Origin of the sequence: Psychrobacillus sp. MER TA 171 (assembly GCF_023713305.1) — a bacterium.
GTDB lineage: Bacteria > Bacillota > Bacilli > Bacillales_A > Planococcaceae > Psychrobacillus.
In genome coordinates this window covers 71,876-98,786 of the sequence record NZ_JAMAWN010000007.1, presented here as the reverse complement: position 1 = coordinate 98,786, position 26,911 = coordinate 71,876, and the positions used below count along the sequence as shown (strand labels likewise).

The 26,911-nt window shown below is 33.4% G+C and carries 38 protein-coding genes and 1 pseudogene; 30 read left to right on the top strand and 9 right to left on the bottom strand.

Annotation, left to right across the window (positions count from 1 at the left end; genetic code table 11):
- Positions 1-21: 21 nt before the first annotated feature.
- The 11 genes from M3627_RS08770 (at position 22) to M3627_RS08720 (ending at position 4,612) form a co-directional block, all read left to right on the top strand.
- Positions 22-423 (top strand): hypothetical protein, encoded by a 402-nt coding sequence (locus tag M3627_RS08770; RefSeq protein ID WP_251554708.1) that lies wholly within the window; start codon positions 22-24, stop codon positions 421-423.
- 82 nt (positions 424-505) lie between these two features.
- Positions 506-811 carry a DUF2325 domain-containing protein gene (locus tag M3627_RS08765; protein WP_251554699.1) on the top strand — a complete coding sequence of 102 codons (306 nt, stop codon included), beginning with the start codon at positions 506-508 and terminating at the stop codon, positions 809-811.
- A 6-nt stretch (positions 812-817) separates the two neighbouring features.
- On the top strand, positions 818-967 hold the full coding sequence (locus tag M3627_RS08760) for a hypothetical protein (RefSeq protein ID WP_251554690.1): 150 nt from the start codon (positions 818-820) through the stop codon (positions 965-967).
- 44 nt (positions 968-1,011) lie between these two features.
- A complete protein-coding gene (locus M3627_RS08755; protein WP_251554688.1) occupies positions 1,012-1,575 on the top strand; it encodes a metallophosphoesterase family protein in 564 nt (187 codons plus the stop codon).
- Between the two features lie 11 nt (positions 1,576-1,586).
- Entirely contained in the window at positions 1,587-1,778 is a 192-nt protein-coding gene (locus M3627_RS08750) for a hypothetical protein (RefSeq protein WP_251554680.1), read from the top strand.
- Positions 1,779-1,819: 41 nt separating this feature from the next.
- A complete protein-coding gene (locus tag M3627_RS08745) occupies positions 1,820-2,044 on the top strand; it encodes a hypothetical protein (RefSeq protein WP_251554678.1) in 225 nt (74 codons plus the stop codon).
- A 29-nt stretch (positions 2,045-2,073) separates the two neighbouring features.
- A complete protein-coding gene (locus M3627_RS08740) occupies positions 2,074-2,916 on the top strand; it encodes a hypothetical protein (RefSeq protein WP_251554676.1) in 843 nt (280 codons plus the stop codon).
- Between the two features lie 51 nt (positions 2,917-2,967).
- Positions 2,968-3,693 (top strand): thermonuclease family protein, encoded by a 726-nt coding sequence (locus M3627_RS08735; protein ID WP_251554674.1) that lies wholly within the window; start codon positions 2,968-2,970, stop codon positions 3,691-3,693.
- Positions 3,694-3,830: 137 nt separating this feature from the next.
- Positions 3,831-3,983, top strand: a complete 153-nt coding sequence (locus M3627_RS08730) for a hypothetical protein (RefSeq protein ID WP_251554669.1) — start codon at positions 3,831-3,833, stop codon at positions 3,981-3,983.
- Between the two features lie 58 nt (positions 3,984-4,041).
- Positions 4,042-4,338: a hypothetical protein gene (locus tag M3627_RS08725; protein ID WP_251554667.1), complete on the top strand. Its 297-nt coding sequence runs from the start codon at positions 4,042-4,044 to the stop codon at positions 4,336-4,338.
- 58 nt (positions 4,339-4,396) lie between these two features.
- A complete protein-coding gene (locus tag M3627_RS08720; RefSeq protein ID WP_251554665.1) occupies positions 4,397-4,612 on the top strand; it encodes a hypothetical protein in 216 nt (71 codons plus the stop codon).
- Between the two features lie 20 nt (positions 4,613-4,632).
- Here M3627_RS08720 and M3627_RS08715 read toward each other — a convergent pair whose 3' ends face one another.
- Together M3627_RS08715 and M3627_RS08710 are read right to left on the bottom strand one after the other, a co-directional pair.
- Positions 4,633-7,584 (bottom strand): Tn3 family transposase, encoded by a 2,952-nt coding sequence (locus tag M3627_RS08715; protein ID WP_251554663.1) that lies wholly within the window; start codon positions 7,582-7,584, stop codon positions 4,633-4,635.
- 1 nt (position 7,585) lies between these two features.
- Complete coding sequence (locus tag M3627_RS08710) at positions 7,586-8,155, bottom strand: recombinase family protein (protein WP_251554648.1); 570 nt, start codon at positions 8,153-8,155, stop codon at positions 7,586-7,588.
- Between the two features lie 290 nt (positions 8,156-8,445).
- Here M3627_RS08710 and M3627_RS08705 point away from each other — a divergent pair, with 290 nt between their 5' ends.
- The 6 genes from M3627_RS08705 to M3627_RS08680 all read left to right on the top strand — a co-directional run bounded on the left by M3627_RS08705 (position 8,446) and on the right by M3627_RS08680 (position 12,424).
- A complete protein-coding gene (locus M3627_RS08705) occupies positions 8,446-8,814 on the top strand; it encodes an ArsR/SmtB family transcription factor (RefSeq protein WP_251554645.1) in 369 nt (122 codons plus the stop codon).
- Positions 8,807-10,939, top strand: a complete 2,133-nt coding sequence (locus tag M3627_RS08700; protein WP_251554634.1) for a heavy metal translocating P-type ATPase — start codon at positions 8,807-8,809, stop codon at positions 10,937-10,939. Before M3627_RS08705 ends, M3627_RS08700 begins: the two co-directional genes overlap by 8 nt.
- 35 nt (positions 10,940-10,974) lie before the next feature.
- Complete coding sequence (locus tag M3627_RS08695) at positions 10,975-11,436, top strand: putative iron-sulfur cluster-binding metallochaperone (protein ID WP_251554624.1); 462 nt, start codon at positions 10,975-10,977, stop codon at positions 11,434-11,436.
- 169 nt (positions 11,437-11,605) lie between these two features.
- Complete coding sequence (locus M3627_RS08690) at positions 11,606-11,827, top strand: hypothetical protein (RefSeq protein WP_251554592.1); 222 nt, start codon at positions 11,606-11,608, stop codon at positions 11,825-11,827.
- A 63-nt stretch (positions 11,828-11,890) separates the two neighbouring features.
- Positions 11,891-12,121: a hypothetical protein gene (locus M3627_RS08685; RefSeq protein WP_251554590.1), complete on the top strand. Its 231-nt coding sequence runs from the start codon at positions 11,891-11,893 to the stop codon at positions 12,119-12,121.
- Positions 12,122-12,175: 54 nt separating this feature from the next.
- The gene (locus M3627_RS08680; RefSeq protein WP_251554581.1) at positions 12,176-12,424 is read left to right on the top strand and encodes a hypothetical protein; all 249 of its coding nucleotides are present in this window, start codon (positions 12,176-12,178) and stop codon (positions 12,422-12,424) included.
- Positions 12,425-12,515: 91 nt separating this feature from the next.
- Here M3627_RS08680 and M3627_RS08675 read toward each other — a convergent pair whose 3' ends face one another.
- Complete coding sequence (locus M3627_RS08675; protein WP_251554560.1) at positions 12,516-13,037, bottom strand: cysteine hydrolase family protein; 522 nt, start codon at positions 13,035-13,037, stop codon at positions 12,516-12,518.
- A 164-nt stretch (positions 13,038-13,201) separates the two neighbouring features.
- Between M3627_RS08675 and M3627_RS08670 the strand changes: the two genes are divergently transcribed.
- From M3627_RS08670 to M3627_RS08655, 4 genes are all read left to right on the top strand, one after another.
- The gene (locus tag M3627_RS08670) at positions 13,202-13,345 is read left to right on the top strand and encodes a hypothetical protein (protein WP_251554551.1); all 144 of its coding nucleotides are present in this window, start codon (positions 13,202-13,204) and stop codon (positions 13,343-13,345) included.
- A 28-nt stretch (positions 13,346-13,373) separates the two neighbouring features.
- On the top strand, positions 13,374-13,526 hold the full coding sequence (locus tag M3627_RS08665) for a hypothetical protein (protein WP_251554542.1): 153 nt from the start codon (positions 13,374-13,376) through the stop codon (positions 13,524-13,526).
- Positions 13,527-13,606: 80 nt separating this feature from the next.
- Entirely contained in the window at positions 13,607-13,885 is a 279-nt protein-coding gene (locus M3627_RS08660; protein WP_251554533.1) for a hypothetical protein, read from the top strand.
- Positions 13,886-14,038: 153 nt separating this feature from the next.
- A complete protein-coding gene (locus M3627_RS08655) occupies positions 14,039-14,236 on the top strand; it encodes a hypothetical protein (protein ID WP_251554521.1) in 198 nt (65 codons plus the stop codon).
- An 84-nt stretch (positions 14,237-14,320) separates the two neighbouring features.
- Here M3627_RS08655 and M3627_RS20825 read toward each other — a convergent pair whose 3' ends face one another.
- Together M3627_RS20825 and M3627_RS08650 are read right to left on the bottom strand one after the other, a co-directional pair.
- On the bottom strand, positions 14,321-14,449 hold the full coding sequence (locus tag M3627_RS20825; protein WP_285841677.1) for a hypothetical protein: 129 nt from the start codon (positions 14,447-14,449) through the stop codon (positions 14,321-14,323).
- Between the two features lie 227 nt (positions 14,450-14,676).
- Positions 14,677-15,825 carry a tyrosine-type recombinase/integrase gene (locus M3627_RS08650; RefSeq protein ID WP_483315284.1) on the bottom strand — a complete coding sequence of 383 codons (1,149 nt, stop codon included), beginning with the start codon at positions 15,823-15,825 and terminating at the stop codon, positions 14,677-14,679.
- Positions 15,826-16,117: 292 nt separating this feature from the next.
- Here M3627_RS08650 and M3627_RS08645 point away from each other — a divergent pair.
- Both M3627_RS08645 and M3627_RS08640 read left to right on the top strand, forming a co-directional pair.
- Positions 16,118-16,403: pseudogene (locus M3627_RS08645) on the top strand (DNA cytosine methyltransferase); the annotation flags it as partial.
- 263 nt (positions 16,404-16,666) lie between these two features.
- Positions 16,667-17,287 (top strand): hypothetical protein, encoded by a 621-nt coding sequence (locus M3627_RS08640; RefSeq protein WP_251554503.1) that lies wholly within the window; start codon positions 16,667-16,669, stop codon positions 17,285-17,287.
- A gap of 36 nt (positions 17,288-17,323) precedes the next feature.
- On the opposite strand, the gene M3627_RS08635 is transcribed toward M3627_RS08640, so the two are convergent.
- Entirely contained in the window at positions 17,324-17,818 is a 495-nt protein-coding gene (locus tag M3627_RS08635; protein ID WP_251554495.1) for a GNAT family N-acetyltransferase, read from the bottom strand.
- 238 nt (positions 17,819-18,056) lie between these two features.
- Here M3627_RS08635 and M3627_RS08630 point away from each other — a divergent pair, with 238 nt between their 5' ends.
- The 4 genes from M3627_RS08630 (at position 18,057) to M3627_RS08615 (ending at position 21,680) form a co-directional block, all read left to right on the top strand.
- Positions 18,057-18,533, top strand: coding sequence for a hypothetical protein (locus M3627_RS08630; protein WP_251554478.1), 477 nt, complete (start codon positions 18,057-18,059; stop codon positions 18,531-18,533).
- A gap of 336 nt (positions 18,534-18,869) precedes the next feature.
- Positions 18,870-19,892, top strand: coding sequence for a helix-turn-helix domain-containing protein (locus M3627_RS08625; protein WP_251554476.1), 1,023 nt, complete (start codon positions 18,870-18,872; stop codon positions 19,890-19,892).
- Positions 19,893-20,369: 477 nt separating this feature from the next.
- The gene (locus M3627_RS08620) at positions 20,370-20,567 is read left to right on the top strand and encodes a hypothetical protein (RefSeq protein WP_251554460.1); all 198 of its coding nucleotides are present in this window, start codon (positions 20,370-20,372) and stop codon (positions 20,565-20,567) included.
- 975 nt (positions 20,568-21,542) lie between these two features.
- Positions 21,543-21,680: a hypothetical protein gene (locus M3627_RS08615; protein WP_251554458.1), complete on the top strand. Its 138-nt coding sequence runs from the start codon at positions 21,543-21,545 to the stop codon at positions 21,678-21,680.
- A gap of 444 nt (positions 21,681-22,124) precedes the next feature.
- Here the strand turns inward: M3627_RS08615 and M3627_RS08610 are convergent, their stop codons facing one another.
- The 3 genes from M3627_RS08610 to M3627_RS08600 form a co-directional block, all read right to left on the bottom strand.
- On the bottom strand, positions 22,125-23,051 hold the full coding sequence (locus M3627_RS08610) for a hypothetical protein (protein WP_251554456.1): 927 nt from the start codon (positions 23,049-23,051) through the stop codon (positions 22,125-22,127).
- Positions 23,052-23,272: 221 nt separating this feature from the next.
- Complete coding sequence (locus M3627_RS08605; protein ID WP_251554446.1) at positions 23,273-23,653, bottom strand: hypothetical protein; 381 nt, start codon at positions 23,651-23,653, stop codon at positions 23,273-23,275.
- A 539-nt stretch (positions 23,654-24,192) separates the two neighbouring features.
- Complete coding sequence (locus tag M3627_RS08600) at positions 24,193-24,618, bottom strand: hypothetical protein (protein ID WP_251554443.1); 426 nt, start codon at positions 24,616-24,618, stop codon at positions 24,193-24,195.
- 508 nt (positions 24,619-25,126) lie between these two features.
- Between M3627_RS08600 and M3627_RS08595 the strand changes: the two genes are divergently transcribed.
- The 3 genes from M3627_RS08595 to M3627_RS08590 all read left to right on the top strand — a co-directional run bounded on the left by M3627_RS08595 (position 25,127) and on the right by M3627_RS08590 (position 26,909).
- The gene (locus tag M3627_RS08595; protein WP_251554441.1) at positions 25,127-25,363 is read left to right on the top strand and encodes a hypothetical protein; all 237 of its coding nucleotides are present in this window, start codon (positions 25,127-25,129) and stop codon (positions 25,361-25,363) included.
- A 711-nt stretch (positions 25,364-26,074) separates the two neighbouring features.
- Positions 26,075-26,209, top strand: coding sequence for a hypothetical protein (locus M3627_RS20820; RefSeq protein ID WP_285841676.1), 135 nt, complete (start codon positions 26,075-26,077; stop codon positions 26,207-26,209).
- A gap of 427 nt (positions 26,210-26,636) precedes the next feature.
- Positions 26,637-26,909, top strand: coding sequence for a transition state regulator Abh (locus M3627_RS08590; protein ID WP_251554439.1), 273 nt, complete (start codon positions 26,637-26,639; stop codon positions 26,907-26,909).
- The last annotated feature ends 2 nt before the right edge of the window (positions 26,910-26,911 follow it).

Sequence of the window (26,911 nt, the reverse complement as noted above, 5' to 3'; positions counted from 1 at the left end):
TTGATAGGAGTTACACGTATTATGAATATTTTATTTATAGAAAATAATTCGAATCCAAATTTATTTTTAAAGGAACTCATGCCTCTTCTATTCCCACAGAGTAATCAAATATTTTGTACACATAGGGATTGGATAGAGGAAGTAGAAAAGTCAAAGCAGCTGGGCAACCAAAAATTAAACCTGGTCCTTTACTTCTCTAAAACCATTGCAAGAGATTTAAAATGTATTTCTACTTCATGCAATAAAGAAGGCATTCCAGTTTTATGTATCATCGATGAGTATTCCTTAGCTGATTTTCAAGGATTAGTCGAAGAGAAAGTACAAGGATTGATACAAACAAGTGAAACCTCTCTAAAAGAAATAAAAGAAACTATGGAGTTAATTTTAAATGGGGGATTTTTCCTTAAAGCACCCAAAAAGTAGATACTTCTTATATTATTGTTTACATTTATAAAGTAATATTATATTATAACTTTAATAAATAATATAAAAGGGAGTTTTTGAGATGAATAAAAGCACTATTGTAATTATTGGTGGTAATCAAGAAAAGACTTTTCAAACAATCGGCAACAAAAAAGGGTGCGACGTATTGTTTCATTCAGGAAAAGCACGAAATGGAGGAGTAAAAAGTGTTTTTAGACCACTCATCGACAAGGCAGATTGTGTTGTGCTGCTCCTAGGATCCGTGGGACATATTACGATGGAATTAGTTAGAGAACTCTGTAAAGAAACAAATACAACGCTCATCTTTCATAAAGGAAAGGGGGCAAGTGGTGCTATTAATAATGGCTTACTAGCCATAGCGGGGTGATTAATGATGAAACAAAAGATAAAAAAGTCTCTTATTCTCTTTATTATCTCTATTTCAGTAGCTGGCTATGTATATGTTCAAGGAGCACAAACGGAATATGCTCCAGCTGCCAACAAAGAAGTCTATAAGGTTTTATCAATTAGTGAAAATAAATAAGCAACTTAAAACACGCTCATGGAGCAGTCGAAGGAGATAAATCAATGGAACTTAAGATATTAGCATTTGCAGACACTCGAACCACAATAAAATTACCCGATGTAGAGCCAGACGTTGTACTACTACTAGGAGATATTCAATCTAAAACGGTTAGTCAAATAAATAAAAAATATAAGTGTAATAAGCTAGGTGTCTTTGGTAACCATTGCCATCCTAAAAATTTCGAAGACACGGAAGTAGTAAATATGCATTGCAAAATACAAATAATAAATGGAATAACGTTTGCTGGATTTGAAGGAGCTCCTACTTATAAAAGTGATGGCGTTGGTCAGCATACCGAATCTGAGTGCGAAATGTTTATAAAAGAGCTAGGAGATAGACATGTTGATGTATTTATCAGTCATTCAAACCCCTCGTACGGAGACATGAATTTGGATGATGCACATAGGGGGTTTAAATCCTACAATCCACTTTTAATGGGGAATCAAATTTCACATTTTTTCCATGGTCATTTACACGACCCTTTTACTCGTGATATTAACAAGTCTGTTGTACACTCCGTCTATTCTTATTTATGGGTTACTGTAAACGTAAATCAATCCAATTAAGGGGGGAAATCATGATAAAAGGCAATATAAAAACTAAAGACTGTGTTGGTTGTGGCCGTGTTTTTCAGTTCAATACTGAAAATGAGTTTTCAAGTATGTATTGCACTCCCAGTTGTAAAGAGACTCACTCCTTATTCAATTATCAAAATATCTATACTGAAGAGAATAAAAGTGGACATGAACATTCCTTATCAAACGGTTGATAACCTACTTAACTCTCTCTTTATCGGGAAGTGACGCTAAAGTGAACAAAATAAATATGTCCGAATTTGAAGCAAGCTACAGAGTGTATTCATCCTTAAAGTGGACAGTCAATAAAAGATTCCTGCATTTTTGGGGTAGTTTTCAAGAAATTAAAAATGCACAGAGAGAAAAAATATTTGCGGAAGATGCTGTTTTTATATCATGGATTGAAACCGGAAAGCTAAAACCTTATGAAAAAGAAATGATGAATTCGGAAGAACAATGATTTAACAATTCTTTTAAGGAGTGATTTAATTGCATTCAGCCATTTTAATGCATAGTAAAAAACTTATTACTGCTAAATCTTATGATGAAGAACTTCACGGTAAGTGCCTAGAGTGTATGGATAAGTCTTGTGGAGCCCCTGTAATTTATATACCTGAAAGACAGGGTGTGGCAGCTCACTTTAAAACAAGCGGTAAGGGTGAGTCTATACATAAAGCAACGTGTGGCTTCGGTAAGGATCTTGATTTCGCAGCTGCACTCTCCAAGGTTAATGAATACCAAGAAGATTATGGGAAGCAGGGTATTAGAGAGATTTTGGTTAGATTGAATTTGAATACTATAGATCCTGATTATGAACCACGAGTGATAAACAGGGAGTCAAATGAAGAGAAAGAAGTAGCTGAATTAGACGAAAAGGTACTAAAATCAACCGCTCCCACCCCGAAGTCAATTGGTTCACTAAAAACCGTGAAGAAACTCTTCACTACTGTTGAGCCTGATTTATTGGCCAGTATTATCATTTCTGTAAAAGGGAGTAAAGTACCCGTATCTGAACTTATTAGAAGTAGCAAGGACGCCCATAAAGCTTTATGGGAGAACATGACATTAGATTTGCCTTATTTTATTCACGGTACCATTGAAAAAGTAATTAGAAGAGAAAAAGTATGGTTTATAAAATTGGATACTATAGAAGACACATATTTTTCATTGGTTGTCTTTGAAAAGTACTTCCACCACTTTACTTATAAAGATGCCGAGCTTGTAGGCAGAAACATACTAGCCTATGGATATCTAAAGAAAAATGAATTTAATAAAGAAAAACCCGCAACGGAAATGATTATTAAAAGTAATAAATATATTGAATTTTTATAACTAAATGAACAATTAATATTGTTCGGAAAGTAAAGAGGAGGTGTGTTACTAATGGGGATGAGAAGAACTTATATTTTGTTCATTTTATTAATATTGGCTGGCTGCTCCGATACTACTAAAGAAGAAATTGCTGATGAGCTATCAAACCAGGTAGAAATAGAAATCAATGAAGCGATTATATCTGTAAAGGATGAGGCAAAGAACCAAGCTGATAAACTGATCAACGATAGCTTAACAAATATCGAAGAATTAGTAACAGGGAATGAACCAGAAAACTCTAATGAGATTATTCATTCTGAAGGGACAACAGAGCAATATAAGATGGAATTTAAGTCACTATATGATGGGGACACTTTCACTGCCAAATTTCTAGAAGGTCCAAATAAAGGAGAAACCGTAAAAATACGACTTCTATTGGTAGACTCCAGCGAAATGAAAGATGAGAAGAATAATGGGGAACCTCAACCTTTTGCAAAAGAAGCCAAAGAATTTGCAGAGAGTTTAATAGGGAGGGGAGAAATTACAGGTGAGTTTGATGTAGGTGAAAAAATAGACCGGTATGGTAGAACCTTATTGTATGTACGAGTGGACGGTAAGATGCTCCAAACCTCTTTAGTTGAGAATGGTCTTGCTAGAGTAGGCTACGTATTCCCACCGAATACACGGTATTTAGATGAATTACAAAATGCAGAAGAACAGGCAAAAACATCAGGTAAAGGAATTTGGTCTATTGAAGGATTTGTTACTAGTAGTGGTTATTCAAATAGCGAATATTAATACATATAAGAGCCTAGATCGGCATAATCAACAGGCTTCCTAGGACTGCTTTTCGGCTCTAGTTACATTCTAGACAATGAAAATTTATTTTATACAGTATCTTACTTGAATTAAATGAAATGGTAAGGAGAATGGATATGAAGTTTTTGGAAGTGGTAGACCCATATTATGCATTAATTAAAGCAGAAAATAAGGAAGATGCTAAACATAAGAAAAATGCAGAAAATGCTATGAATAAAGTTTTGAATGAATCATCTTTTGTAAGAAAATGTTCTGTTGAAGAGTATTAGAAAGATCTTCGATACAGCGTCACAGTTGATACAAAAAGTGAAATAAGGAGGAAAAATAATGAAGACTGATATGGAGTTAAATAAGTGGAAATACAAATTACTGAATAACCTACTAGACTATGCAGACTTTAATCTTTATTTAAACAGAAATTTAGATGGAGTAGAACCATATTTTAAACAGACACAAATGAAAATCATTAATCAAGCACACTCGCTATTTCTAAAATTCGATATAGAAGAGCAAACAATTGAAGCTTTCATCAATTGCATTAAAGAACAAATTTCACTATGTGATAAGCCAGAACTGTATGTTGGTTTGATTATAATGTCAGAAGATTATTTACTTCAAATTTAAACAATTACTCATGAAGGCATCACCGAAATGATTACTATAAAAAAAGGAGATTACCAAAATGAAAAAAATTTTCTATCCACTGCTTTTCTCTGGATCGCTAGTTATCAGCTACTTTATTATTCAAGCGTATAATAATGGGAATATGGTTCTTGTAAAACAACTTTTAATAGGTTGGATTAGTCCATTTTTGATTTTAGGGGTCCTACCAACAAAACGCGGAAAACATACGCTAAGCAAATTTCGACATGAAGAAGGCCGATTTTTCCTACGCTAAGGAATCATCGGCTTTTAGTATTATTGAATAAGAGGGCGTAGTGCATTTAGACTTGCTACTTTACTTGTATCAAAGTTGTATTCACCAAGAAAATTAATGTGTTCCCATCCTAACGGAGAAACATGTTTAAGTAAATCTTCTCTCAAATTCCCTTTTTCCTTCAATAATTTTGTTGCTTCTGTAAGATAAACGGTATTCCATACGCTAATAGCGTTTATTAGAATATTTAAAGCACTTGCACGTTGTAGTTGGTCTTGTATTCCCCGTTCTCGTAACTCACCTCGTTTTCCAAAGAATAAGGCTCTTGCTAACCCATTCATGGCTTCCCCCTTATTTAGTCCTCGCTGAATTCGACGGCGTAGTGTTTCGTTAGATATGTAATCCAAAATAAAAATGGTCTTTTCGATTCTCCCCATTTCTCGCAAAGTAGTTGCAAGTTTATTTTGTCTCGCATATGACCCCAATTTTCCCATAATAAGTGAACCAGACACTTTTCCTTCTCGAATAGAATGAGCTACACGCAATACGTCATCAAAATTCTCTTGAATAATCTTAGTATTAATACGGCCACGGAGGATATTTTCTAGTTTTGGGAATTCATTTGGCGTTTGGATGGTGAATAGCTTAGAGTCAGCTAAATCACGTAGCCTTGGTGCAAAACGAAATCCTAGTAAATGACTCAATCCAAATACTGAGTCGGCGTAGCCAGCTGTATCTGTAAAATGCTCTTCAATATTTAAATCTGTCTCATGATGAAGTAATCCATCAATAACGTGGATAGCATCACGAGCATTAGTATTAATGACTTTCGTATAAAAACTTGAAAATTGATCACTGGTAAATCGATAAATGGTTGCCCCTTTTCCAGACCCATAGTGTGGATTGGCATCGGCATGTAACGATGAAACACCAACCTGTACGCGCATTCCATCAGAAGAAGAGGTACTTCCATCTCCCCAATAGGAAGCTAGTTTAAGCTTATGTTGAAAATTTACTAATGTCGCTTGTGCACGACTTATGGCATCATCAAATAAACGCCATTGTGCTGCATTAGCCATTTGATGATAAGTAACTCCTGGTGTCGCTTCTGACATTTTAGTAAGTCCTATGTTAGTTCCCATCGCCATGAGAGCAGCCATGAGAACAACTTTTTCCTCTCCCTTTGGCGGGCGATTGGTTGAGGCATGTATCAACATTTCGTCAAATCCTGTCCAGTGTGCTACCTCCATTAAAAGATCAGTGAGCTTTATTCTTGGCAACATATTATATAAAGACAGGCTAAAAGCTCTCGCTTCTTCGGGTGTATTCTTCTCCAAACGGTCCACTCGGATCTTAGCCTTTTCGATATTTACTCCTTCTAAAGAATCAAGATTATTTGAAACCCATGTAAGGCGTTGAGCTAGTGACTTTCTTCTTTCCTCAAGATATTCATCTGCCGATGAACGAACGGCTAGTTTAGTATCCGTAAGACGAGTTGTTGTCCAATCTTCTTTAGGAACAAGATACTCTTCAAAATCTTTATGAAGTCTACTACCGACTACGGATATGTCGCCTGAACGAATATGATTTTTCAACTCTGTTAGTGCAGCCATCTCGTAATAGTGTCGGTTAATTATTCCATCATCACCATAAACATGCTTCTTCCAACGTTTAGGAATAAAATCTACCGGGGCATCATTTGGAATTTTTCTTTTACCAGATTCATTCATTTCATTTAGCGTCTTTAAGGCTTGCAATAGTGGCTCTGTACCTTGTGTAGAACGAAATTCAAAAGACTTAAGAAAAGTAGGAGTATATTTTCTTAGATAAGAAAAACGATTTTCTAACAAATCTAGATAATCGTAATCCATCGGTCGGGCTAATTTTTGAGCTTCTTCGACGGAAGAAACAATTTTATCCCACGGCATAATCTTTTCAATAGCATTAAATGGATCAAGCCCTTCATTTCGTGCTTGGATAAGTGCTGAACCAATATCTGCAAAATGTACGACTTTTTCATTCACTGCTTTTCCATTTTCTTTTTGCATTTCTTCTTGTGTTTTACGTCCTTTTGATTGCAAGATCATCATTTGTCGATCATGAATTTCAATTGCTTGGTCAATTAAATCCTGACTATGAGTCACAAGATATGCCACGAGAATTGCATATTTCTTTTTATCTTTAAACCTTCGAAATGAGTGTGGTTCATACCTTGCTCCAATACGAGATAATTGAAGTAAACGATTGGGATGGATATGTTCTGAATTTATTTCTAATTTTAAATCTCGAATATATTCTAAGCGCTTTATTACTTTTAAAAAGGCTTCAGGTGAAGATTGGCCGGGAAGTTCTCTAAGCCATGCTAAGGGGGTTTTTCTATTGTCTACAAATGGATCAATAAGTTTATCTAACTTTTGTTTTTGCCATTTAGATAGAGTACAAGTTAATGATTTAAAAATTCTTTCCTCTGCTCGTTGACGAGTTTCCCAAACAAGTCTTTCTATAGTAGTCATACCAGGGAGAATAATTTTCTGATTCCGTAGTTCTTCTTGTGCTGTACGAAGAAGATACATTGAATTTCCATTTTGAAGGGCATGATTCAACAGAAACTGGGCTACCTTGCGGTAGTTCCCTAGCGAAAAATTTTGATAACCATAAACTTGACGGATTTCTTCCATATGCTCATGTTTAGTTGGCTCTCGTTGGGCATATAAAGAAAATGAATTAGGATTAACATTTATTTGTCTAGCTATGTATTGGATTATGTAATCTGGTATAGGTCCAACATCTGAAAGGGACCATCCTGGGTAACGTAGAACACATAATTGAACAGCAAAGCCTAAACGATTATGATCTCTTCTGTGTCGTTTAATAATTTCAAGGTCATATTGTGAAAAAGTATAATAAGTTTCTAGTTCACTTTCGCTCATATCGTCTGGAATTCGTACAAATTCCGTTCTTTGATCTTCTGTTAGTAATTCTTTCCCTCTCATGCTACAACTCCTTGCTAGATATCTTTTTCTTTTCTAGATAACGATATAAGGTTGTCGCTCCAATCCCTGTTGCCGTCTTAATTTGAGATAAAGAGTAATCGTTACTATCATACATTTTTATAGCAAGTTCTATTTTCTTTAAATCAACCTTCGGTCTACCTCCGTTTCTTCCCCTAGCTCTAGCAGCCGTCAATCCATCTTTCGTTCGTTCACTAATAATATCTCGTTCTAATTCTGCTATGCTGGCTAACATTCTAAAAAAGAACCGTCCCATAGCAGTTGTGGTGTCAATCTTGTCTTGTATAGAGACAAAATGAATTCCATTTGATTCAAAATGTTCCATAAGTTCAATTAAATGTTTGGTACTCCGACTGATACGATCTAATTTATGGACAATCACCGTGTCGCCTTTACGCAAAATTTTAAGAAGCTCATCTAACTGTGGTCGGTTTTTTTTCTTACCTGATTCTTTTTCTTCAAAAGTCTGGTCCACTCTGTAGTGAGTCAATGCATCAAGTTGTAACGATAATGATTGATCTTGTGTACTGACACGTGCATATCCAAATTTCAACAAGAATCCCCCCTTTTTAATACCTTAACTATACCAAAAAGGGGTAATAGATAGATATATTGGTAATTAGTTTTTGGTTATATTTTTGGTTATGAATTTTAGTGGATTTCGAAGTTTTTAGAGAGTTTCTCTATTTATAACCAAAAACGGTCGTTTTCGGTACTTGATATTGTCACAAGAATTTTTTTGAAACGATCTTCTAAAATTCATTCAAACAAATATTTGAATGAAAAGAACAAAAAGGGTATAATATATTCAAATAAACATTTGAATGAAATGGAGTTGATGATATGAGTAATAAAGATACTTGTGAAATTTATTGTTATGACGAAGAAAAAGTCAATCGAATACAAGGGGAATTGCAAAAAGAAGATATATCTAGTGTTGCCCAATTATTTAAAGCACTTGCAGATGAAAATAGGGCAAAAATTACCTATGCCTTATGCCAAGATGGGGAGTTATGCGTGTGTGACATTGCCAATATCATTGGGTCTTCTATAGCAACAGCATCTCATCACTTACGAACCCTTCACAAACAAGGGATTGTGAAGTATCGAAAAGAAGGAAAATTGGCGTTTTATTCACTTGATGATGAACATATCAAACAATTAATCCTTATTGCTTTAGCTCATAAAAATGAGGTGAAAGCCAATGTCTGATCAACAAGCAAAGCTATCTGAACAAGAAATGAAAGCTTATCGTGTTCAAGGATTTACTTGTACAAATTGTGCAGCAATTTTTGAAAATAACGTTAAAGAATTGCCGGGTGTTCAGGATGCAAAAGTAAACTTTGGAGCATCTAAAGTTTATGTTAAAGGTACAACAACAATTGAAGCATTAGAAAAAGCAGGAGCTTTTGAGAATCTAAAGATTCGGGATGAAAAAGAACAAAGGGTAGAGCGTGAGCCTTTCTGGAAGCAAAAAGAAAACATTAAAGTATATATTTCAGCGATATTGCTTGTTATTAGTTGGTTTTTAGGGGAGCAATATGGAGAAGAGCATTTTCTTCCGACAATTGGTTATGCAGCGTCCATTTTAATTGGTGGCTATTCTCTATTTATTAAAGGTCTTAAAAATCTAAGCAGATTAAAATTTGATATGAATACGCTAATGACCATTGCCATTTTAGGCGCTGCGATCATTGGTGAATGGGGTGAAGGAGCAACCGTTGTTATCCTATTTGCTATTAGTGAAGCATTAGAACGTTATTCAATGGATAAAGCTCGTCAATCTATTGAATCATTGATGGATATTGCTCCAAAAGAAGCGTTAATTCGACGTGGGAATAAAGAAATGATGGTTCACGTTGATGATATTCAAGTCGGGGATATTATGATCGTAAAACCTGGTCAAAAATTAGCGATGGATGGATTAGTTATTAAAGGTACATCTACGTTAAATCAGGCTGCGATTACAGGTGAAAGTGTTCCGGTAACAAAAACAATTGATGATGAGGTCTTTGCAGGAACTTTGAATGAAGAAGGATTACTCGAAGTAAAAGTAACAAAACGAGTGGAAGATACGACTCTTTCAAAAATCATCCATCTTGTAGAAGAAGCTCAAGCAGAACGAGCACCTTCTCAAGCGTTCGTCGATAAATTTGCGAAATACTATACACCAGCTATTGTAATCTTGGCTCTTTTAATTGCTGTTGTTCCTCCATTACTATTTGGTGGTGAATGGAGCGAATGGATTTATCAAGGTTTAGCCGTATTAGTGGTTGGTTGTCCGTGTGCATTGGTTGTTTCCACTCCTGTTTCAATTGTTACTGCAATAGGAAACGCAGCGAAAAATGGTGTTTTAATAAAAGGTGGTATCCATTTAGAAGAAGCAGGAGCCCTTAAAGCCATTGCCTTTGATAAAACAGGAACATTAACAAAAGGTGTTCCGGCTGTAACGGACATCGTGACGTACGCTGGAAATGAAAATGAATGGATGACCATAACGGCAGCAATTGAAAAAGGTTCACAACATCCACTTGCTTCAGCCATTATGAGAAAAGCAGAAGAAAATGGGTTGAACTTTAATGGTGTGACAGTTGAAGAGTTCCAGTCTATTACTGGTAAAGGCGTAAAAGCCAAAGTAAATAATGAAATGTATTATGTAGGAAGTCCAAATCTTTTTGAGGAATTACACGGAAGCATTGAAAGTGATAGAAAACAAAAGATTACTGAAATGCAAACCCAAGGAAAAACCGTGATGGTGCTAGGAACGGAAAGAAAGATCCTTTCGTTAATTGCAGTAGCAGATGAAATGAGAGAATCATCAAAAACAGTCATCAGTAAATTGAACAATATGGGAATTGAAACAGTAATGCTGACTGGTGATAACCAACGTACAGCAACGTCCATCGGGAAACAAGTGGGTGTTTCAGATATTAAAGCCGATTTACTACCAGAAGATAAACTGAATTTCATTAAAGAACTTCGTGGAAAACATCAAAGTGTAGCGATGGTTGGAGATGGTGTAAACGATGCACCAGCACTTGCAGCTTCCACTGTCGGTGTAGCAATGGGTGGTGCTGGAACCGATACAGCATTAGAAACGGCTGATATTGCATTAATGTCTGATGATTTAAGTAAATTACCATATACTATCAAATTAAGCCGCAAGGCTTTAGCCATCATCAAGCAAAACATTACCTTCTCTTTAGCAATTAAATTAGTAGCATTACTATTAGTTATGCCTGGTTGGTTAACGTTATGGATAGCGATTTTTGCCGATATGGGAGCAACATTACTAGTTACTCTAAACAGTTTACGACTATTGAAGGTTAAAGAATAAAAATGATTTTTAAGAAAAAGGAGATATAAGTAAAAATGGAGGATTGTTGTTCCAAGTTGAATGAAAAGGAAAAGTCTATTGTTTGCCCCTCTTGTAAAAATAAAGGGAAACAGATGAAATTAATAACGCTTAAAAGTTTACTTCTTCCTAAAGCTTTAGCAAATTTGCAACCAGATACCAGTTATCAATTTTGCTCTTTTTCAGAATGTGATGTTGTGTATTTTAACGAAAAGGAACAGATATTTACTAAAAGTGATTTGAAAATACCAGTCTTTCAAAAAGACGAGAAAGAAAATACGCCAATTTGTTACTGTTTTGGATGGACAAGAAAAATTGTTTCTGAAGAAAGTAATAAAACCGAGGAAAATACCATTGTACAGAACATCTCAATGCACATAAAGGCAAATCGATGTGGATGCGAAGTAAACAACCCTCAAGGTTCTTGTTGTCTTGGTAATGTAACTGGTTTTATAAATAGAGTGACACGACAAAAATAATGACTAAAAAGCCGATAATTCCTTAGCGTAGGGAAAATCGGCTTTCTTCATGTCGAAATTTGCTTAGCGTATGTTTTCCGCGTTTTGTTGGTAGGACCCCTTTTAGCTTGTTTAATCATCGGCTTTATTGCAGGTTTGTTAAAAATTCGAGGTTAGTTGCAATGTTTTAATGGGACTGGTTGAACCAGACATAGCGGATAATGAATACAAATTGAAAGAATGGCTACAGGACAAGGCGTTTAAGAACATTGACTTAGCTTCAGTAGATGTTGAAATTGACAATATTGATACTGTACACATTATAAAAGAGACGTCCGAGTTATATATAAATCAGATTATCGGAGATAACGAATGGAAGAAGATTATGAATGAAAACAAGCAGAACGATTAAGGCACATTCCGTAGATATTGTGACACATTTGGATCAAAAAACGTAATAAGGAGGAATTTTATAGTGAGCGATTTTCAATCAGGAAAGAAAGACGGGTATATTTATGGTTATATTTTTTATTCAGGAATCAAAGGGTTAGTTTTAGATGAAGGATCAAATGAATATCCAGTGAATTCAGCAGAATTATTAATTGATGGGGAATTTGTTTTAGTCCAAAATCTAACATTGGATTTATTAAAATCAAAAGGTCTATACGGTTCTAAGGCAAGAATTAAGGTAACTTTTGTCGGGTAGTTCGTAAATATTGCGACGTACTAGAAACAAAGAACGTCACAAGGAGGAGTTATTTTGGAAGAGTGCAAAATGTTGGGGTATGCGAAGGATTTAATTACTGATTTAAAATATTCGTTGGAGAATGATGAAGAGCAAACCATTGAGGAACGTGATATTAACACTATTAAATGGCTGTTAGAACAGGCTAAGCGTGCCGAGATGTACAAAACCTCTTTAGTTCAAATAGCTGAAAATAAAGTAGAGCCAGTGTTTTATGCTAAGTGTACTTTGTACGAGACAGACCAAAGATTTAATAAAATATAAGTTCACACTACGTAAACATTGCGACGTACTAGACAAATTATACGTAACAACGGAATAAATAAAAAGAGGCTGCTAATAGCAACCTAATTAATCAAAATTCGAATTCCGTTGAGGTTTTAGTGTCAGCAAACCAGCGTAATACCTGATTGTGATGATTTATTATCTGTTGAGCAGTGATTTCTTTAGAATCCCAAGTACTGTGAGTATCTGTTATAAGAGTTACATCATAACCCATGCTGTATGCTCTTCGGGTAGTTGTATCTACACATACCTCAGTTTGAATGCCAGTAATTATTAAATGATTGACCTGTTTCTTTTTCAGTTCGGACTCTAGGTCTGTGTTAAAAAAAGAGTCAGGTGTATCTTTTTGAATTATTACATCAGACTCTTCAGGTGAGATTTCAGGATGAATTTCCCACCCTTCCGTACCGTTTTCTAGGTGTTTTCCTTCTGAAGCATTGTGCTGAATGTAAAAGACCGGAGTATTAGTTGTACGGGCATTCATCAGTAATTTTTTCAGATTGTTTAATAGTTCCTTTCCATTATAAACGGAATTTTCATATGGAAACATTCCGTTCTGTACATCAATAACCAATATAGCTTTATTTTTCATCGATCCATCCCTCCAATATTCAAGAACGTTTGTTCTTTAAAAGGGTACAATAGAGTTGAAATTTTCACAAGAAGGGATTAGAAATAATTAGAAATTTTATGACGCAGTTCGTAGATATTGCGACACATTTGAACCAAAATGTGTAGGAAACGGAGATGAATAATGTGACCATTTTTCTAAAAGAAGATTTAGTGGATATTTTAAACCATCTTGTAGAACACTATCAGTCATCCGATTTAGACGATGACCAAAGAAAAGATATTGAAGGTGGATATGAAGAAATAAAGAGAATAATCGAAGAGTCTTAATAAACAATTCGAAAAGGAGTATTCCACAATGAAAATGGTAGAAGTTGAATTTAGATGTATAAATTGTGAACGTATAGTTATTGAACTTTATCCTGAAGATACTGATTTTGGTAAATTAGATACTGATTTCGAGCACGATTTCGATTGTAGCGAGCTAGACGAATTGGATGAAGATGATTGATTTAAAAGTGTGTTTTGTAAAGGTGAGTTAATACGCATTACGTAGAAAACATGTCATATAAAAGAGGTGGATGAACCGCTATGACTGAAAAACAAGATGATAATGCTGCAAACTTAGATATAAAATCACGAAAAAGACGTTATCAATATAAGAAGTCAAAAACTCTGACTTTTATCGAACTATTTATTAATAATATTACTTCTCTTTGGAATATACACGGCCATTGGATTCTCTTAGGAACTATTATGGGTACTGTTTTAGCTTTACCAGGATGGTTATATATAATTGATGAATTTTTAACTGGTAGTAACAATTTCTCAGAGTCAATTCAGGAACTTTTGGACAGATGGAGAAAATAATTTATTTTAAGGTCATTGTATACAGGTATTCTAACTGCAAGTGGAATTTTAATTTATATAGTATTTAAAACTACTATATTTAAACGAAAGAAAACTTATTTCGTGTATTACGCGAATTACCTCGTAATGAGTGAGGAAAAGGAGGATAGTTTATTGCATAAGGAATTAGAACAGGTATTAGACGTGTGGTTAATGCTGGGTATTTTAATGATCTCTATTAACTTTGCACACCCTAATTACTTGATAAAGATTATTACATTGATTTTAAGTATGGGTTGTATTATCGGATTTATTGAACTTTATTTTTCTATAAAGTTCAATAGAATAAAAAAGAAGCCTTATGCTCAATAGAATAATAAATATTATTAGTGAAATAAAATAAAACGTGCAACAACTAAATGAATGCACGTTTCTTAATGACTGGATTGATTTTAATTAAAAATATAAAAGAACTTTTAAGATTATTGATATTAATCTTAATATTTGTGGTACTGGTATCTTGATAGTAATCTTAACTCCCTTTTTTTTCTCAATCTCAATCATAAGCTCATTTTTTTTGCTCATTTTTATTCCTCCTTTTGTATTCAGAGGAATGTAAATACATATCAGCATTTTAAAAGTAAATTTATTTTTTTCACGGAATTTAATAAAAATAAAATTTTGCGTCCAGTTTCCAAGGATTGTTAAAGATAAAAATAAAACATAAAAAAGGACGTAAAATGTATTTAAACATTCCCGTCCTTTTCAACATCTCTTTCCTTAATATTAAAAGTGATTTTGAGTTTCTTCTATTATATATACTCACCTAGTGAACCAGGTTTCCAACTATGGATAGCATGATTTTCTTTTTCAAAGACTTTGGATAAGTAGATTTCTGTTGTTTCTAGCCTTTCATGACCAAGTGATCTTTTAATGTCGTGTACGTCCACTTGATTTAATCGAGAAATGATTGCAAAAGCATGCCTAAAATAGTGAGGCGTGACCTTAATGTTTTCTCCCTTTCTTTCTATATACATTTTATTTATTTCTTTTGAAACATATTGAGATAAATACGATGGAGAGTATGGTTTACCTGAGTTTGTACAAAATAAAGGCGCACTAGGTTCTGCAGTTTCATTATGTAATATCCCTCTAACATTTCTAAACATTTTAATACTATCAATAACTTTAGACTTTATAGGTACATGTCTCCGCTTATTTCCTTTCCCTAAAACATCTAGATAATACCCTCCCAGTATAGTATCCTTTTTCAAATCCTTTACCTGCAACTTGCAAAATTCTTCATTCCTAATGCCAGTAGTAACCAATACGTACACAATAGAAAACATAATGAAATGCTTGCTATCTTTAAATGCATCTAGAATGAATTCTACCTCTTGTGGCCCCAAGTCTCTATTTGGACGTTCATCCAATCGAACGGTAGCTTTCTTTAATCCGAAATGAATAGGTTCGTTAATATAGCCTTCTTTGTACAAAAATGAGAAGAAAGATTTTATAATAGTCGTTTTCCTTTCAATTGTTGCAGGAGAGTACTTTTTATTTTTTAAAACATAAGGGCTTCTGCTAACCAGCCATTCCTGGTAACGTCTTAAATGCCTCGTCTGCAGAGATTTGAAAAGAGAACCTTCTATTATATTGTCAATGTCTAAATTGATGTCATTCGCATATTGCACTAGCTGTTCCACAAAAAGACTTAACTCTTTTTCGTATTCCCTAATGGTTCTATCAGAACGGTCTTTCTTCCTGTCAATATTACTTTGATGATGTAAAAACCATACCATCATATCTGTATCAGTAAACCTTTGAAATTTGGGAGTATTATATTTATCAGCCTCATCTAAATGTTGCTGCAGAAATGGAACTAGTTCTTTGTTTTGAAGGTGCTCTTTTAGCGAATCTACCATTGGAACATTTTGTTTAATTACTTTCAAATCATTCACCCTCCTTTTATTTAAAAATAATCTAACCTTTAAAAATATACATTTTCCATTAAGTTGTAACTTTATAATAATATAAAAATATACATATATAAAGCCTAAATAAAAAAATAGGGTATTTGTTTAGTTAAAATTAAATATTTATTATTTTATATTATATTTTAATACATATTATAATTGCTTATAAAATAATGTTATATTACAATCTAGATATACCAAATATTTCTTTACATACAAAGAAAAGTAATTTTATTAATTATGCTTAGAGGCTTAGGGGAAGAAAAGGGGGATAGCGATGCAACAATTTAATTTATTCAGAGAAATTATTGTAGACAACTTTGCTGAAGGGGGTGGTGGGTGGAGCCAGTGAACAGGTATTGAAATGGCTACTGGTCTGTCCGTAGATATTGCCATTAATCATAATTCAGCTGCTATTTCTATACATAAGGTTAATCATCCAGACACAGAGCATTATTGCGAGTCAGTTTGGGATGTTGACCCCATAATTTAGCAAAACAAAAGGTGGAACACCCGTTGAAAAGAAAGTAAGGGGATTAGCATGGATCGCTGTTAAATGGTCAATTGCAGCACAATTGGAGGACTTTCGGAAGTAATAGATACAGCATTATCTACTCCAACAACTATAAACGTGGTTTACCAAGGATTAATTTAGTAAAACTAGTTTATTAAAATAAGGGTAGTTTCATATTAAAAAGAAGGTAGCCCTTTAGGAGAAAGAGAAATTAAAAATTGGGGAAACTAAAAAAATTAATCGAAAGAAAACGGTAGTAATAATGAATGTAAATGGAAAATTTTTCTTATTTATGAGGAGTTACTCTTAAAAATGTATCCTCCTGTCATTTCGACAAAACTAGGAAATTACGTTCGAATCACTAGAATTGCAAACGAAGGATTCAATATAAAGCCTTATAAAAAAGAAGGGGTTTATAAACATACTGAAAGATTTATTGATACAACAATTGATGAATTAAACGACCAAGTTAAAAATCTAGACAAATCCAAGTACATTATTCCAGAATTAGAGGAAAATTTAATGGAAGGATGTTTTTGCTTTTTATATCATTTTGACATTAGACAAGCAGAACATAATGGAAATTTGTCACATAGAATGTTCGATAAGTTAAATGTAGCTTATTTACACGAGAATGAGAACGTATGGGTTAAAAACGTGAATATAACTGGAGAAAAAGACAATCGACTAATTAAAATCACAAAGGAATCTAAAAATCCTTTTACAGGAGAAATACCCACTATTGAGGATAATGTAAGAAAAGTGAGCGATTGGGTTAAGATGCCACTATTCTTAGCAGTACAAAGAACAAATAAGAATAAACAAATTCGAAAGCTTAAAAATCAGCGGATTCTTGAAGACATTAGTCAAATGTATTTAATGGACTCACAAGTATTACGTCGTACTAGAACCATACTACGTCTTAGTAAATAAAAGAATAAATAAAAGAAGAGCTTTATAGCTCTCCTGTTATACTCTCAAATGCAAAATATGTTGAGGACCTTTTGGACCTTCATAAAGTTCGTTTTCATCTTCAAATCCTGTTTTTAAATAAAGATTATAAGCAGGTATATTTCTTTTATTAACACCTAGGACTATCTCGTCAATTTCGGAAAAATTATTTTTAACAAACTCAGGTAAAAGCCGAAGTCCGCTCTTTGCTAATCCCTTACCTTGATTTCTTGAATCAATCGAGAAAGCTGTCAGCAAACGAGCATTAGAATTATTGCTGTATTTAAAAAGCTTTTCTCCATCTTCTAAAGCAAAATAACCTACGGGTACACTGTTTTCAAGAATTAATACATGTTTAGCATTGCTAGAGACATTAGGATTTTTAATTTTATCCAAAGGCATACTGGTAAATTGGAGTTGATCCTCACCTAAATGGTAGTTGGATAAGTGTTCATGGTATGTATCAGTGTACTCAACTAGTACTACGGAAGATTGTAAGTTGTTAGATAGCATTATATTTCCTCCCAATATATGTAATGATTTAACTATAGTATATTAATCAATAATGCACAAGTAAAATAGAACGTATATTCCTATTAGATAGAAAGAAATCTAATAAAAAGACTCTTACACTCCACGACTCTAATTTAAATTTTCATGAAAAGAAGTGGTGATGTATAGATCGTGAATATTACGCAATAAATAAGTAGTCTAAAAGAACAATAGACAGAGAATCACAGGGGGAACAAAGATGAGTAAAAATAACTCTGAAGTATTAATCAACCCAGCAAGAGAATCATTTTTCTTCACTTTCAGTGAATTAGACTGCCATAAATTAGCGAGTGGGAAATGTACTTTTGATTTAAGTGAAGAAGAATACACTGTCGCCTCTAGAAATTGCAAAGCCCATCATTATGAAGAATCCCGTGTGGGATATTGCAGAGAAATATTTGATAGTATGAATCTCAATAATGATTTTGAAAATAGGACAGGGATTTCAGGAAGCAGAAATGCTTGTGGCCATATTGGTTTATCAGATGGGCAACATCGCTCTTGCATAGCAAAAAAGCGAAGTGTTAAAAAGTTAATGTTTGACCGCTTGACAGTAAACCCACATCATATATGTGGAGCTTGTAGTATGGATAATGAACGAGAACTAGTACTTCAAGATATTAATGGAACAATAGATATTACCTACGAGAGGTTACATTATACAACCAACCTATGAATCAGTAGCAGAGGAATGTCCTATCAGGAGGTTTTAAAAGAACTCGGTGAATTATATCAGGGTATGACTGAGTACGATTTTAGAATTGAATAGGTTTTACTTCACATAACCTAGATATTGCGACGTACTAGAACCATAATGTGTCAGTAAAGGAGAGCAAAAAAAAGAAATGAGACCAGATACTTTTATAAAGTTAAAACATTACACAGGTAATAAAAGAGAAGGGATTTTAATCAAGATTTTAGGGATAGGTTTTAGAACAATAAGCGTAATTTAATGTACATTTCGTAATTGCTATGTTGCAATATACATCAGAAAATTTGGAGTGAGATAACTATGTTCGATTCTTCCGATAAAAATGAAAAGTATTATACTCAACAAGAAGTAGCTGAACTACTTGGAATCTCCACAGTTACCGTCTACCATTATGCGAAAAAAGGGAAAATACGAAAAGTAGAAGATCCTTATCGAAACCATAGAAAGACCAGGTATTATCCAGAGGAAGTTGATGCTCTTACTGAGATTAAAAAGAAGAAGAAAAGGGACGGAACTACCCCCGCAGCATTAGCCAAAAAATTAGGGGTAACGAAACAAAAAATTTATCAATTAATTAATGAACTTGATATAGAGGTCCATGAAATCCCTTATGGCAATGAACAAAAACGCTATGTAATTCCCCATGATTCTGCAAACCAAATTAAAGGCAAGCTAGAAGAAACTGCTCCAACTCGTGGCTTGAGAACAGAATTTTATCATAGTCGCTTTGACATCGCTCTTTATCAGTTATTTACTTCTTCAGACGGGCATCTTCAGACACGGGTTATTAAAAATGAAAAGGGTGAATGGGGATTCTTTCTAACCTCTACCAAATGGATCCCCATAGAAAAAGCTGAACATTTTGGATACAAGCGAACATATTCCATTCACCAACCTATGGAACGTGTGAATGGTTACACGGATCTATTATTACCTAAAGAAAATGGTTTATCTTACCTGTTTCTTGATTTTATTTATCAATTTAGAGGCATAGAAAACATTCGAGTACGTGAAAATGAGGACTATATAGCTCTTTCCGTAAAAGCTGGCTCCATGAAAATACATACTTCTGCTCCCCAAAACTTCTCTTCAGAAACTATCCGTTCTTTTTTAAAGGGTGGAGCTGGTGAAATTGTATTGGAAGAAGACCATTGGACATTTATAAGTGGCTATCACAAGACTTCTATAGATCTTCCTGTGAGTTTGTTTAAAGCAGTAAATGATTACGCAAGTAAAGAAAAGAAAACGTTCAATGAAGTGATGGTAAATCTAGCTACTCAGTTTCTTAAAGAAGACGGAGCAGCAAAAAAAGCTGATTCTTAATGTATCTACTATTTTTTTTAATGTAACTTTGGCTTTTATTAAATGTTATTGGGAAAGGGTGTTATAAATGACCGCTACAGTACACTATTTGAATATTTGTCATACGTGTCACAAGGTTATTAGAAAATCATTTACTATCTGGGAAGGATCTCCTTATTGCAATTCTTGCTTTAATGAATATCTTGAGTTAATTGAACAATCACCTTTTACTTCAGTTAATACTATCAGGGATTAACTAGGAGTGGTGTAAGTATAGGTTGTTTGTTTAACTTTAATCCTTTAAAATATAAATATATTCAATTATTTTTATTTCTTTTGTAAATCCTCTTATCGGGTGATTCTACGGTGACGATTAATATTAGCCTTTGGGCGTTTGTGTAACACAGGGTAGTTTACTGTGTAAATCAGACAGTCCAAGGGCTTTTTTGCGTCCAATAATAATTATTGAATGTAAAAAATGAAAAGGATGTTTGTAGTATGGAGCAATTTTTTAAAAGGTACAGAGGAAGAACATTTAAGATCGGTGAAACAGTTGAAGTTTATCGGAATTTGAATGTAGAAAATGCTTTTAGTATCCGTTGTGCTGCTAATAAATTAGTTTTAGCTCATTGTAGTTCGGTTACTCTTACAAATTGTGAATTTATTGTAGGTGAAGCTGGCATCTGCTATACGTAAAAAGAAGCAAGAAGTACATACTTTTGTGATAGGCAAGGTAGTAAGAGTTAACCAAAGTTGTCCTAGCGGATTAGACCAGGTGGTTTCATATGAACCTTTCAAACATGATTTTTCTTTCAGGTAGGAACAAGTACGCCTGTTCTCCGTGCTAGTGCTGTTCATTGTGAAGCTAATTACTGTCACGTATCTGCCCGTGAACAAGATTTATTAGAGGACAACTATATTTATGAGTTAGAAGCGTAATAAAAACAAGGTGAAAAGGTGTTAGTATATGAAAAAGAACGCGATAAAAAGTGAGGAAGAAAACATTATAATTTCGGGGGATTTTCATCATTATGCCTTAGTGTATTATTAGTTTGATTACTATAAAGATAAAATCAAAGATTTTCTAGGTAAGGGTCATGACGGAGGAGCAAAAAAATTTATTTTTCAACCTGTTCAATTAGATTTAATAAAGGTATCCCATGTTGTCGTTATAGATGATATCCAATATGCTTATGTCCGAGATGAAGCTGGAACAGCGATAGGAAGGGTCAGAAGAATATGACAATACAACAAGGTTAGAGGACATTAAAGACGATGAAGAGTTTTTAAAGGTCCAAGAGGTATTTAAGAATTTAGGAGCGGATAATTGATCCGCTCCTTTTATTGAAAAAGAGTGTATAAAATTGAAAACTGTTGTCTTATTATTAATTGCTTTTTCTTCTGCAATGATAATTGCTGCCATGCATAAACCATTAGAAAATAGTTTTAGTACTGACTACAAGCTTTGTTTTTTGGTACTTCCATTGTATTGTATCTCCCTGATTTTCACTATAGGAACTATCCTTTAATCCCTTCCTAATACTCTCGGCTTTAAGGGACGTTACTATGTCCTGTTATATTTTCTTGTTAATGCTATACGGATTATCTAACTATTTTAATAAAAAAATGTTGGCAAAATCGAATCTGCCATCTGTTGACTAATAAGGAGGAATGTACATAGGAATAATGAGTTTTTGGAAGAAAGAAATGAAAAGTGACAACGAACTATTAAATTCTTTTGGTTATAATTCAAATATCGAATTCATCGATTACATGGATTATTTCTTCGTTCAATCACATACTTTATAGTGATAGGAGCTTTTTTAAAAGATGGAGAACCAATTGTGGGATATATTTACAAACTTCACTTAGAAATGGTAAGTGAAGACCGAATGGCATGGCAATTCCACTTTCTACGTTAAGAAAGAAAGGGGGGTTAGGTTTAGTATTCAAAAAGCTTGCCAGGCAGCACAGAATGGTCTAGAAATATCAACACTCGATTAATGAGAACTATTTAACGAAAGAGAGATTTAAGAAAACAGTTAAATTATTCTTGAAAGAACCTTTGAAATACAGACGTGAGATAGTTATCGAAGTTCTCGATCTGTTACTGAAAAAGAGTTTTTGAGTCCTCGAGAATTCTAATAGTTGTTCCAAGGAATTATTGTAGAATTAATTTGTTTGTTAGAACTGCGACGAAACAAGTATATTCATTTGTTAATGTTAAGTTAGAATTAATGATAAAAATATAATTTATTTGATAATTATTTTATCTGAAAAATTTACATCCCAAGGGATAGTTTTTAATGAACCATTATCATCCTCAACACGGTCATATGGGTTTTCAACAATGGCAAAAAACAACTCGTTATAGGATGCGAGACTTCTTTTAGGCATGGTTACAGGAACGTGATTATTTCCGCTTTCTAAAATTGAAATGTATGGATTTGCTATTGATTCATTAATGAGATTGTTATTTAAAAACGTTAATATAACGTAATTTCTATTGGCAACAGAATGAAAGTTTAAATATAAATTTTGAACATCATCTTTGGTAAAATTTATAACACTATCATTTATTGTTTCTGGTAATTCCTTTGATGCAAATATAACCCCTTCTGGGAGATTTGTACTTTTTTCAGAATCCAAATTGCTTGAAGATATTTCTACATCTTTATCCTGATCAACAATTATAGTTCCTCTTCTGTACATATATATGTTGTCTGAATTAATATCTTCTGAATTTCTAATGGCTAATGCTAAAAAATCATGTCTTCCAACTGTAAGCTCAGGTAACGATATTTGAAATTTCTCTTCAGAAACAGGTTTTAGATTTTTTTCTACAATAAGTTTTTTCTCTTTGTTTGTTATTATTGGTATTTGTTTATAGTCTAGAAGGAAGATTAATGAAAAGTCATTCCCATCAGGATTATCATTAATTAAAGTTATTTCGGGACTGAAAATTTCTGAACTTTTCATTGAAAATGTAAAATTTTTATTCGATATTGCTTTATCCGAAGTAACGCCAAATCCAATTTTTAATGAATCCTCACTAGAATGTCCGAAAGGAGTTAAGGCTTCTTTTGTTTCTTGTGTTTCTTGTCTAACATTGTTACATGCTGTTAAAGAAATAATCAGCAGAAAATAAAGTATAATCTTATAGAGACAGTTACTTTTCATGAATATTAATTCTCCCTATATCATATAATAAAAGCATATAAATAGAAGATGGGTTTCCCCATCTCCATGACGTTTGTCCATAAAACGGGTATTAACCAAAGATTCATGCACTCTTTTGCCAAAGAAGTTCACAGATCTAGCACATCTGTAAGTAATCAACCAAGAGTAAATCTAAAATACCAATTTATAAACGATTCCTTTCCCAAGAATGAGAAACAGACTTAATTCTTCTCCACGACCTTAGAGGAAGAATGAGTATATGTTACTCCATTATGAATTACAGTGTGAATACCTGCAGCGTAGTACGTGAACCCTCTAATAAGTTTGAAATCTGGGCTGTACGCTAAAACAAAGTGGTTATTATAATCAACTTCTTCATTTTCACTTAGAAGTGTTCCCCCTCTGTAAAAAAGATTTTTCGATTTAATTGTATCGACAGCATAAGACGTTACTGTCCCAGACATAGAAGATATTTCACCATCGTTAAAATCATAAACAGTCGTATTTGAAGAAGTGGTATTAATTGGACCTGTTGCAGCAAAAGCGGAAGTTCCAGTTAATAAAAATAAACCTAATGACAAAGACAATATCTTTTTCTTCATAGTATTTCACTCCCTAATGTTTTTTTAACACCCGTAAAGCTTATCATCAATTTTTTTGAATGATTTCTTATCTCCTTTCTTAGAATAATTTCTCCTTTTTCATTTGGTTTCCTCAAATAAAAAATAAGAGTTGAAAATTTATTTGAGGAGTTTTTATCATAATAAAAAAGGAGATGACAATGCCACAGTACGGTACTTGGTTTGACATCCATATTTCCCAAATTATACATGGCATACATTACTAATTAGACAATAAACTGAATATTCCTTCCTTTTTAAAAATTAATTATATTTATTTGATTTTAATAAAATTAAAAACATACATGATTTTATGATTTTATGATTTTAAATATAATATCGGTAATCTGTTGTTTAGAAATTGCCTACTCTATGTCTTTTAAAGACTAAATAATTCAATCCTATGGGAAAGTTGCAATGAAGAATTGCCGATCAAGAAAATAACACCATCTCTATAGTATTAGAGAATGGTGTTATTTGATGATATATTTTCAATCTATTTATAGTTCATGCAATTTTTATCATTTGTATAAATCAAATGATTCGGTTTTCCCATCCCAATTTACAGTCACTTGAATAACGTCTATTTTGGAATATAAATTACTATTTCCTATAACTGATTTACTTGAAAGAGTACCCTTTTCTCCTATAGGTGAATCAATTGAATCCAGACCTGCTAATAGAGCTTTAGTTGATGTTGTACCGGCAATTGTTTCATACGTACATGAAACTTGTCCCACAGAGTCAACATCTTTCCCTTTATACTTTATCTTCCCCAGTTTTGTTATTGCCCCCTCCGAAATTTCAATTGTAAAATCACCCTTCCAGTTTTCACTTTCACCTTGGTACATTATTTTGGACGAGTTTGTTTCTTGGGCAGAAACAGATAAGCTCGAAAATAATAAAAAAAATAAAAATAAAACAAACAATGAATTACTTTTTTTCATTAGACTTCCTCCTCTTAATTATTTGTTGATTATTAATATAACCCAAAACATCATTTTAATGTAAATTTTATAATGAACATTTGAATCATTCATAATAATTGGGGACACTTAAAAAAATCTTTTATGGAATACGTGGTATTAACAATCTAAGTTAATCACTCTTTACTAATCTATTCTCACCCAGGCGGGAGAGAAATCTTAGACAGCAACTTTTTGCTATACGCTTATTTGTAAGCTATTGAAAGACATCTTTATGTCTACATTTTTCAATCCTTTACAAATGAGCGTTTTTTTATGCTCAAATTTATGGAAAGGGGAGTAAAAGTATGAAGATGCAATCCGTCTGGCCAGTCGTATGTGAACAGTCCATTACCAATAAAGGGTTAAAGGATGTCTATGTTCGCATCAAAAGAAAAAGGTTTAACTGCCGCAGTATTAAGAGATTTTTGTACAAGGTAAACTACCTGATTTGTCTCCTTACCGTTTTATTAAGGAGCAAGAATGGTATGTGTACCCCCACGATGACATTGATATTGCAGCAGTGCCTTATGAAAAAAATGAGCGGTGTTATATGATTGAAAAACGAAATGGACATGGTGCGCCTTTACAGGTATTTGATGTCCTTCCGCTTTTTCCATCACCAACTCAAATATCACTAAGTAGTATGACAAACTCAGCGATACTAGTCGACGAAATGAATGTCAGTGCTACACGTTTCTTTATAAGCGGTGTACCCGTGAAATGAGGGACTAATTCGTAAAGAGTTAGGATAACTAATAAGTGGAAGTTGGGAATGAAAGCCGTCACGCTGAGCTGAAACCAACAATCTAAGTCTCCTACATGCCTCTTATTGTGATAGCAATATAAGGTATGAAGCCAGATGAAGTCGGATTATCTTTAACCTAAGTTCCCTTCGGAATAAGGTTAAAGATAATCCGGGATGCTATAAAATACTCGTGGTCAGAATGTCCAATTGTGTACTGACTAAACTGCGAATGTACGGATCTAAATTATTGAGCTTATCAAAAGAGAGCTGCTACATAATGTATGTGTAAGTTACCGAAAAGTACGATTTGACATTATGAAATTCGGGATAACAGCAATTGAGGTTATAAACTTACAGGTCTAAAGTAGACACCTAAAAGTATATGCAAAGCGACACTTATTGGAATGTGGAAAGAAAGAAACTCCTACCTAACGCCTATGAGCGCAAAGACTAGGATAAAGCAGTACTATAACTTCGATGAAATTCAACTATCTATAAAGATAGTTGAGAAGGAAAAGTATTCAAAAATTTGCTAGAAACTATCTTATCTGATTAAAACATTCTCTTAGCTTACAGAACAAACAAAATCAAACAAAGGTACGACAACTAAAGGAACTGACGGTGAAAACGTATTGAATCTAGCGGAATCTAATCAATCCGCGTTCTTAGAATCAATTAAAGTTTCCCTCAATGATTGCTAGATCCGACAGTGTTAGACAAGTTTGGATACCAAAAGCAAATGGCAAGTTAAGACCTCTAGGAATACCTACGATTAAAGAAAGACTAATACATCAAATGCTCAAGCAAGTATTAGAATCTATTTGAGAAGGTAAGTTCTTTAATCACTCGTATAGTGCTAATTATGTTTCTAGTACGTCTTAAAGAAATCTAAAAATATTGATTTTTCAATTAATTAACCACAACAATTAGCATTGAATAGAAACTTTAATAAAAAAGACTTAATTATGAAGAAATGGGAAGTTCCTGCAGGTGCAATGTTAGGATCTTCAGGTGGACCAGTTTAAATCATAATAAATATTAAAAGAAATCCTTATAATCTTATATAGGGTTTCTTTTTTTGTTAAAAGTTGACTTATTATAAATTATAATATAATATTATTTTATAAATCTTAACAATGGGGAGGATAAATCACTATATCTAATTCTATAAGTAAGGAGTGTATATTAATGAGAAATTACTGTTTAGAAGCAAAAAATTGAATAATTGACCTTACAACATGGAGGGATTTCTTTGTATTTCACTGGGAAAGTTATTCGAATTAATAAGCTAGGAAAAATCAGAATACCTATTAATATCTTCCGTAAAATTAAGGTTGATGTAAATACTGACGAGGTAGAAATCTATCGTAAAGGCGAACAAATTGTTTTAAAGAAATACTTGCCTGTTTGTTTTGTTACTGGAAAAGAATCATCTGAACTAAAAGAATTATTACCTGGTATGTTAGTTAGCGAAGAAGGTATGCACCAACTGTTAGATGAATTAGAAAGTCAATCTCTTGACTAATT

Excerpts from the sequence above, each read along its gene's own strand:
- M3627_RS08765 (WP_251554699.1), top strand. The coding sequence starts at position 506 with ATGAATAAAAGCACTATTGTAATTATTGGTGGTAATCAAGAAAAGACT.
- M3627_RS08605 (WP_251554446.1), bottom strand. The coding sequence starts at position 23,653 with ATGAAGAAAAAGATATTGTCTTTGTCATTAGGTTTATTTTTATTAACT.
- M3627_RS08675 (WP_251554560.1), bottom strand. The coding sequence starts at position 13,037 with ATGAAAAATAAAGCTATATTGGTTATTGATGTACAGAACGGAATGTTT.
- M3627_RS08600 (WP_251554443.1), bottom strand. The coding sequence starts at position 24,618 with ATGAAAAAAAGTAATTCATTGTTTGTTTTATTTTTATTTTTTTTATTA.
- M3627_RS08640 (WP_251554503.1), top strand. The coding sequence starts at position 16,667 with ATGTATCCTCCTGTCATTTCGACAAAACTAGGAAATTACGTTCGAATC.
- M3627_RS08665 (WP_251554542.1), top strand. The coding sequence starts at position 13,374 with ATGAAAATGGTAGAAGTTGAATTTAGATGTATAAATTGTGAACGTATA.
- M3627_RS08690 (WP_251554592.1), top strand. The coding sequence starts at position 11,606 with ATGGGACTGGTTGAACCAGACATAGCGGATAATGAATACAAATTGAAA.
- M3627_RS08735 (WP_251554674.1), top strand. The coding sequence starts at position 2,968 with ATGGGGATGAGAAGAACTTATATTTTGTTCATTTTATTAATATTGGCT.
- M3627_RS08770 (WP_251554708.1), top strand. The coding sequence starts at position 22 with ATGAATATTTTATTTATAGAAAATAATTCGAATCCAAATTTATTTTTA.
- M3627_RS08760 (WP_251554690.1), top strand. The coding sequence starts at position 818 with ATGAAACAAAAGATAAAAAAGTCTCTTATTCTCTTTATTATCTCTATT.
- M3627_RS08720 (WP_251554665.1), top strand. The coding sequence starts at position 4,397 with ATGAAAAAAATTTTCTATCCACTGCTTTTCTCTGGATCGCTAGTTATC.
- M3627_RS08715 (WP_251554663.1), bottom strand. The coding sequence starts at position 7,584 with ATGAGAGGGAAAGAATTACTAACAGAAGATCAAAGAACGGAATTTGTA.
- M3627_RS08750 (WP_251554680.1), top strand. The coding sequence starts at position 1,587 with ATGATAAAAGGCAATATAAAAACTAAAGACTGTGTTGGTTGTGGCCGT.
- M3627_RS20820 (WP_285841676.1), top strand. The coding sequence starts at position 26,075 with ATGATTGCTAGATCCGACAGTGTTAGACAAGTTTGGATACCAAAAGCA.
- M3627_RS08610 (WP_251554456.1), bottom strand. The coding sequence starts at position 23,051 with ATGAAAAGTAACTGTCTCTATAAGATTATACTTTATTTTCTGCTGATT.
- M3627_RS08755 (WP_251554688.1), top strand. The coding sequence starts at position 1,012 with ATGGAACTTAAGATATTAGCATTTGCAGACACTCGAACCACAATAAAA.
- M3627_RS20825 (WP_285841677.1), bottom strand. The coding sequence starts at position 14,449 with ATGAGCAAAAAAAATGAGCTTATGATTGAGATTGAGAAAAAAAAGGGA.
- M3627_RS08620 (WP_251554460.1), top strand. The coding sequence starts at position 20,370 with ATGGAGCAATTTTTTAAAAGGTACAGAGGAAGAACATTTAAGATCGGT.
- M3627_RS08635 (WP_251554495.1), bottom strand. The coding sequence starts at position 17,818 with ATGCTATCTAACAACTTACAATCTTCCGTAGTACTAGTTGAGTACACT.
- M3627_RS08700 (WP_251554634.1), top strand. The coding sequence starts at position 8,807 with ATGTCTGATCAACAAGCAAAGCTATCTGAACAAGAAATGAAAGCTTAT.
- M3627_RS08705 (WP_251554645.1), top strand. The coding sequence starts at position 8,446 with ATGAGTAATAAAGATACTTGTGAAATTTATTGTTATGACGAAGAAAAA.
- M3627_RS08660 (WP_251554533.1), top strand. The coding sequence starts at position 13,607 with ATGACTGAAAAACAAGATGATAATGCTGCAAACTTAGATATAAAATCA.
- M3627_RS08730 (WP_251554669.1), top strand. The coding sequence starts at position 3,831 with ATGAAGTTTTTGGAAGTGGTAGACCCATATTATGCATTAATTAAAGCA.
- M3627_RS08725 (WP_251554667.1), top strand. The coding sequence starts at position 4,042 with ATGAAGACTGATATGGAGTTAAATAAGTGGAAATACAAATTACTGAAT.
- M3627_RS08630 (WP_251554478.1), top strand. The coding sequence starts at position 18,057 with ATGAGTAAAAATAACTCTGAAGTATTAATCAACCCAGCAAGAGAATCA.
- M3627_RS08615 (WP_251554458.1), top strand. The coding sequence starts at position 21,543 with ATGTACATAGGAATAATGAGTTTTTGGAAGAAAGAAATGAAAAGTGAC.
- M3627_RS08625 (WP_251554476.1), top strand. The coding sequence starts at position 18,870 with ATGTTCGATTCTTCCGATAAAAATGAAAAGTATTATACTCAACAAGAA.
- M3627_RS08695 (WP_251554624.1), top strand. The coding sequence starts at position 10,975 with ATGGAGGATTGTTGTTCCAAGTTGAATGAAAAGGAAAAGTCTATTGTT.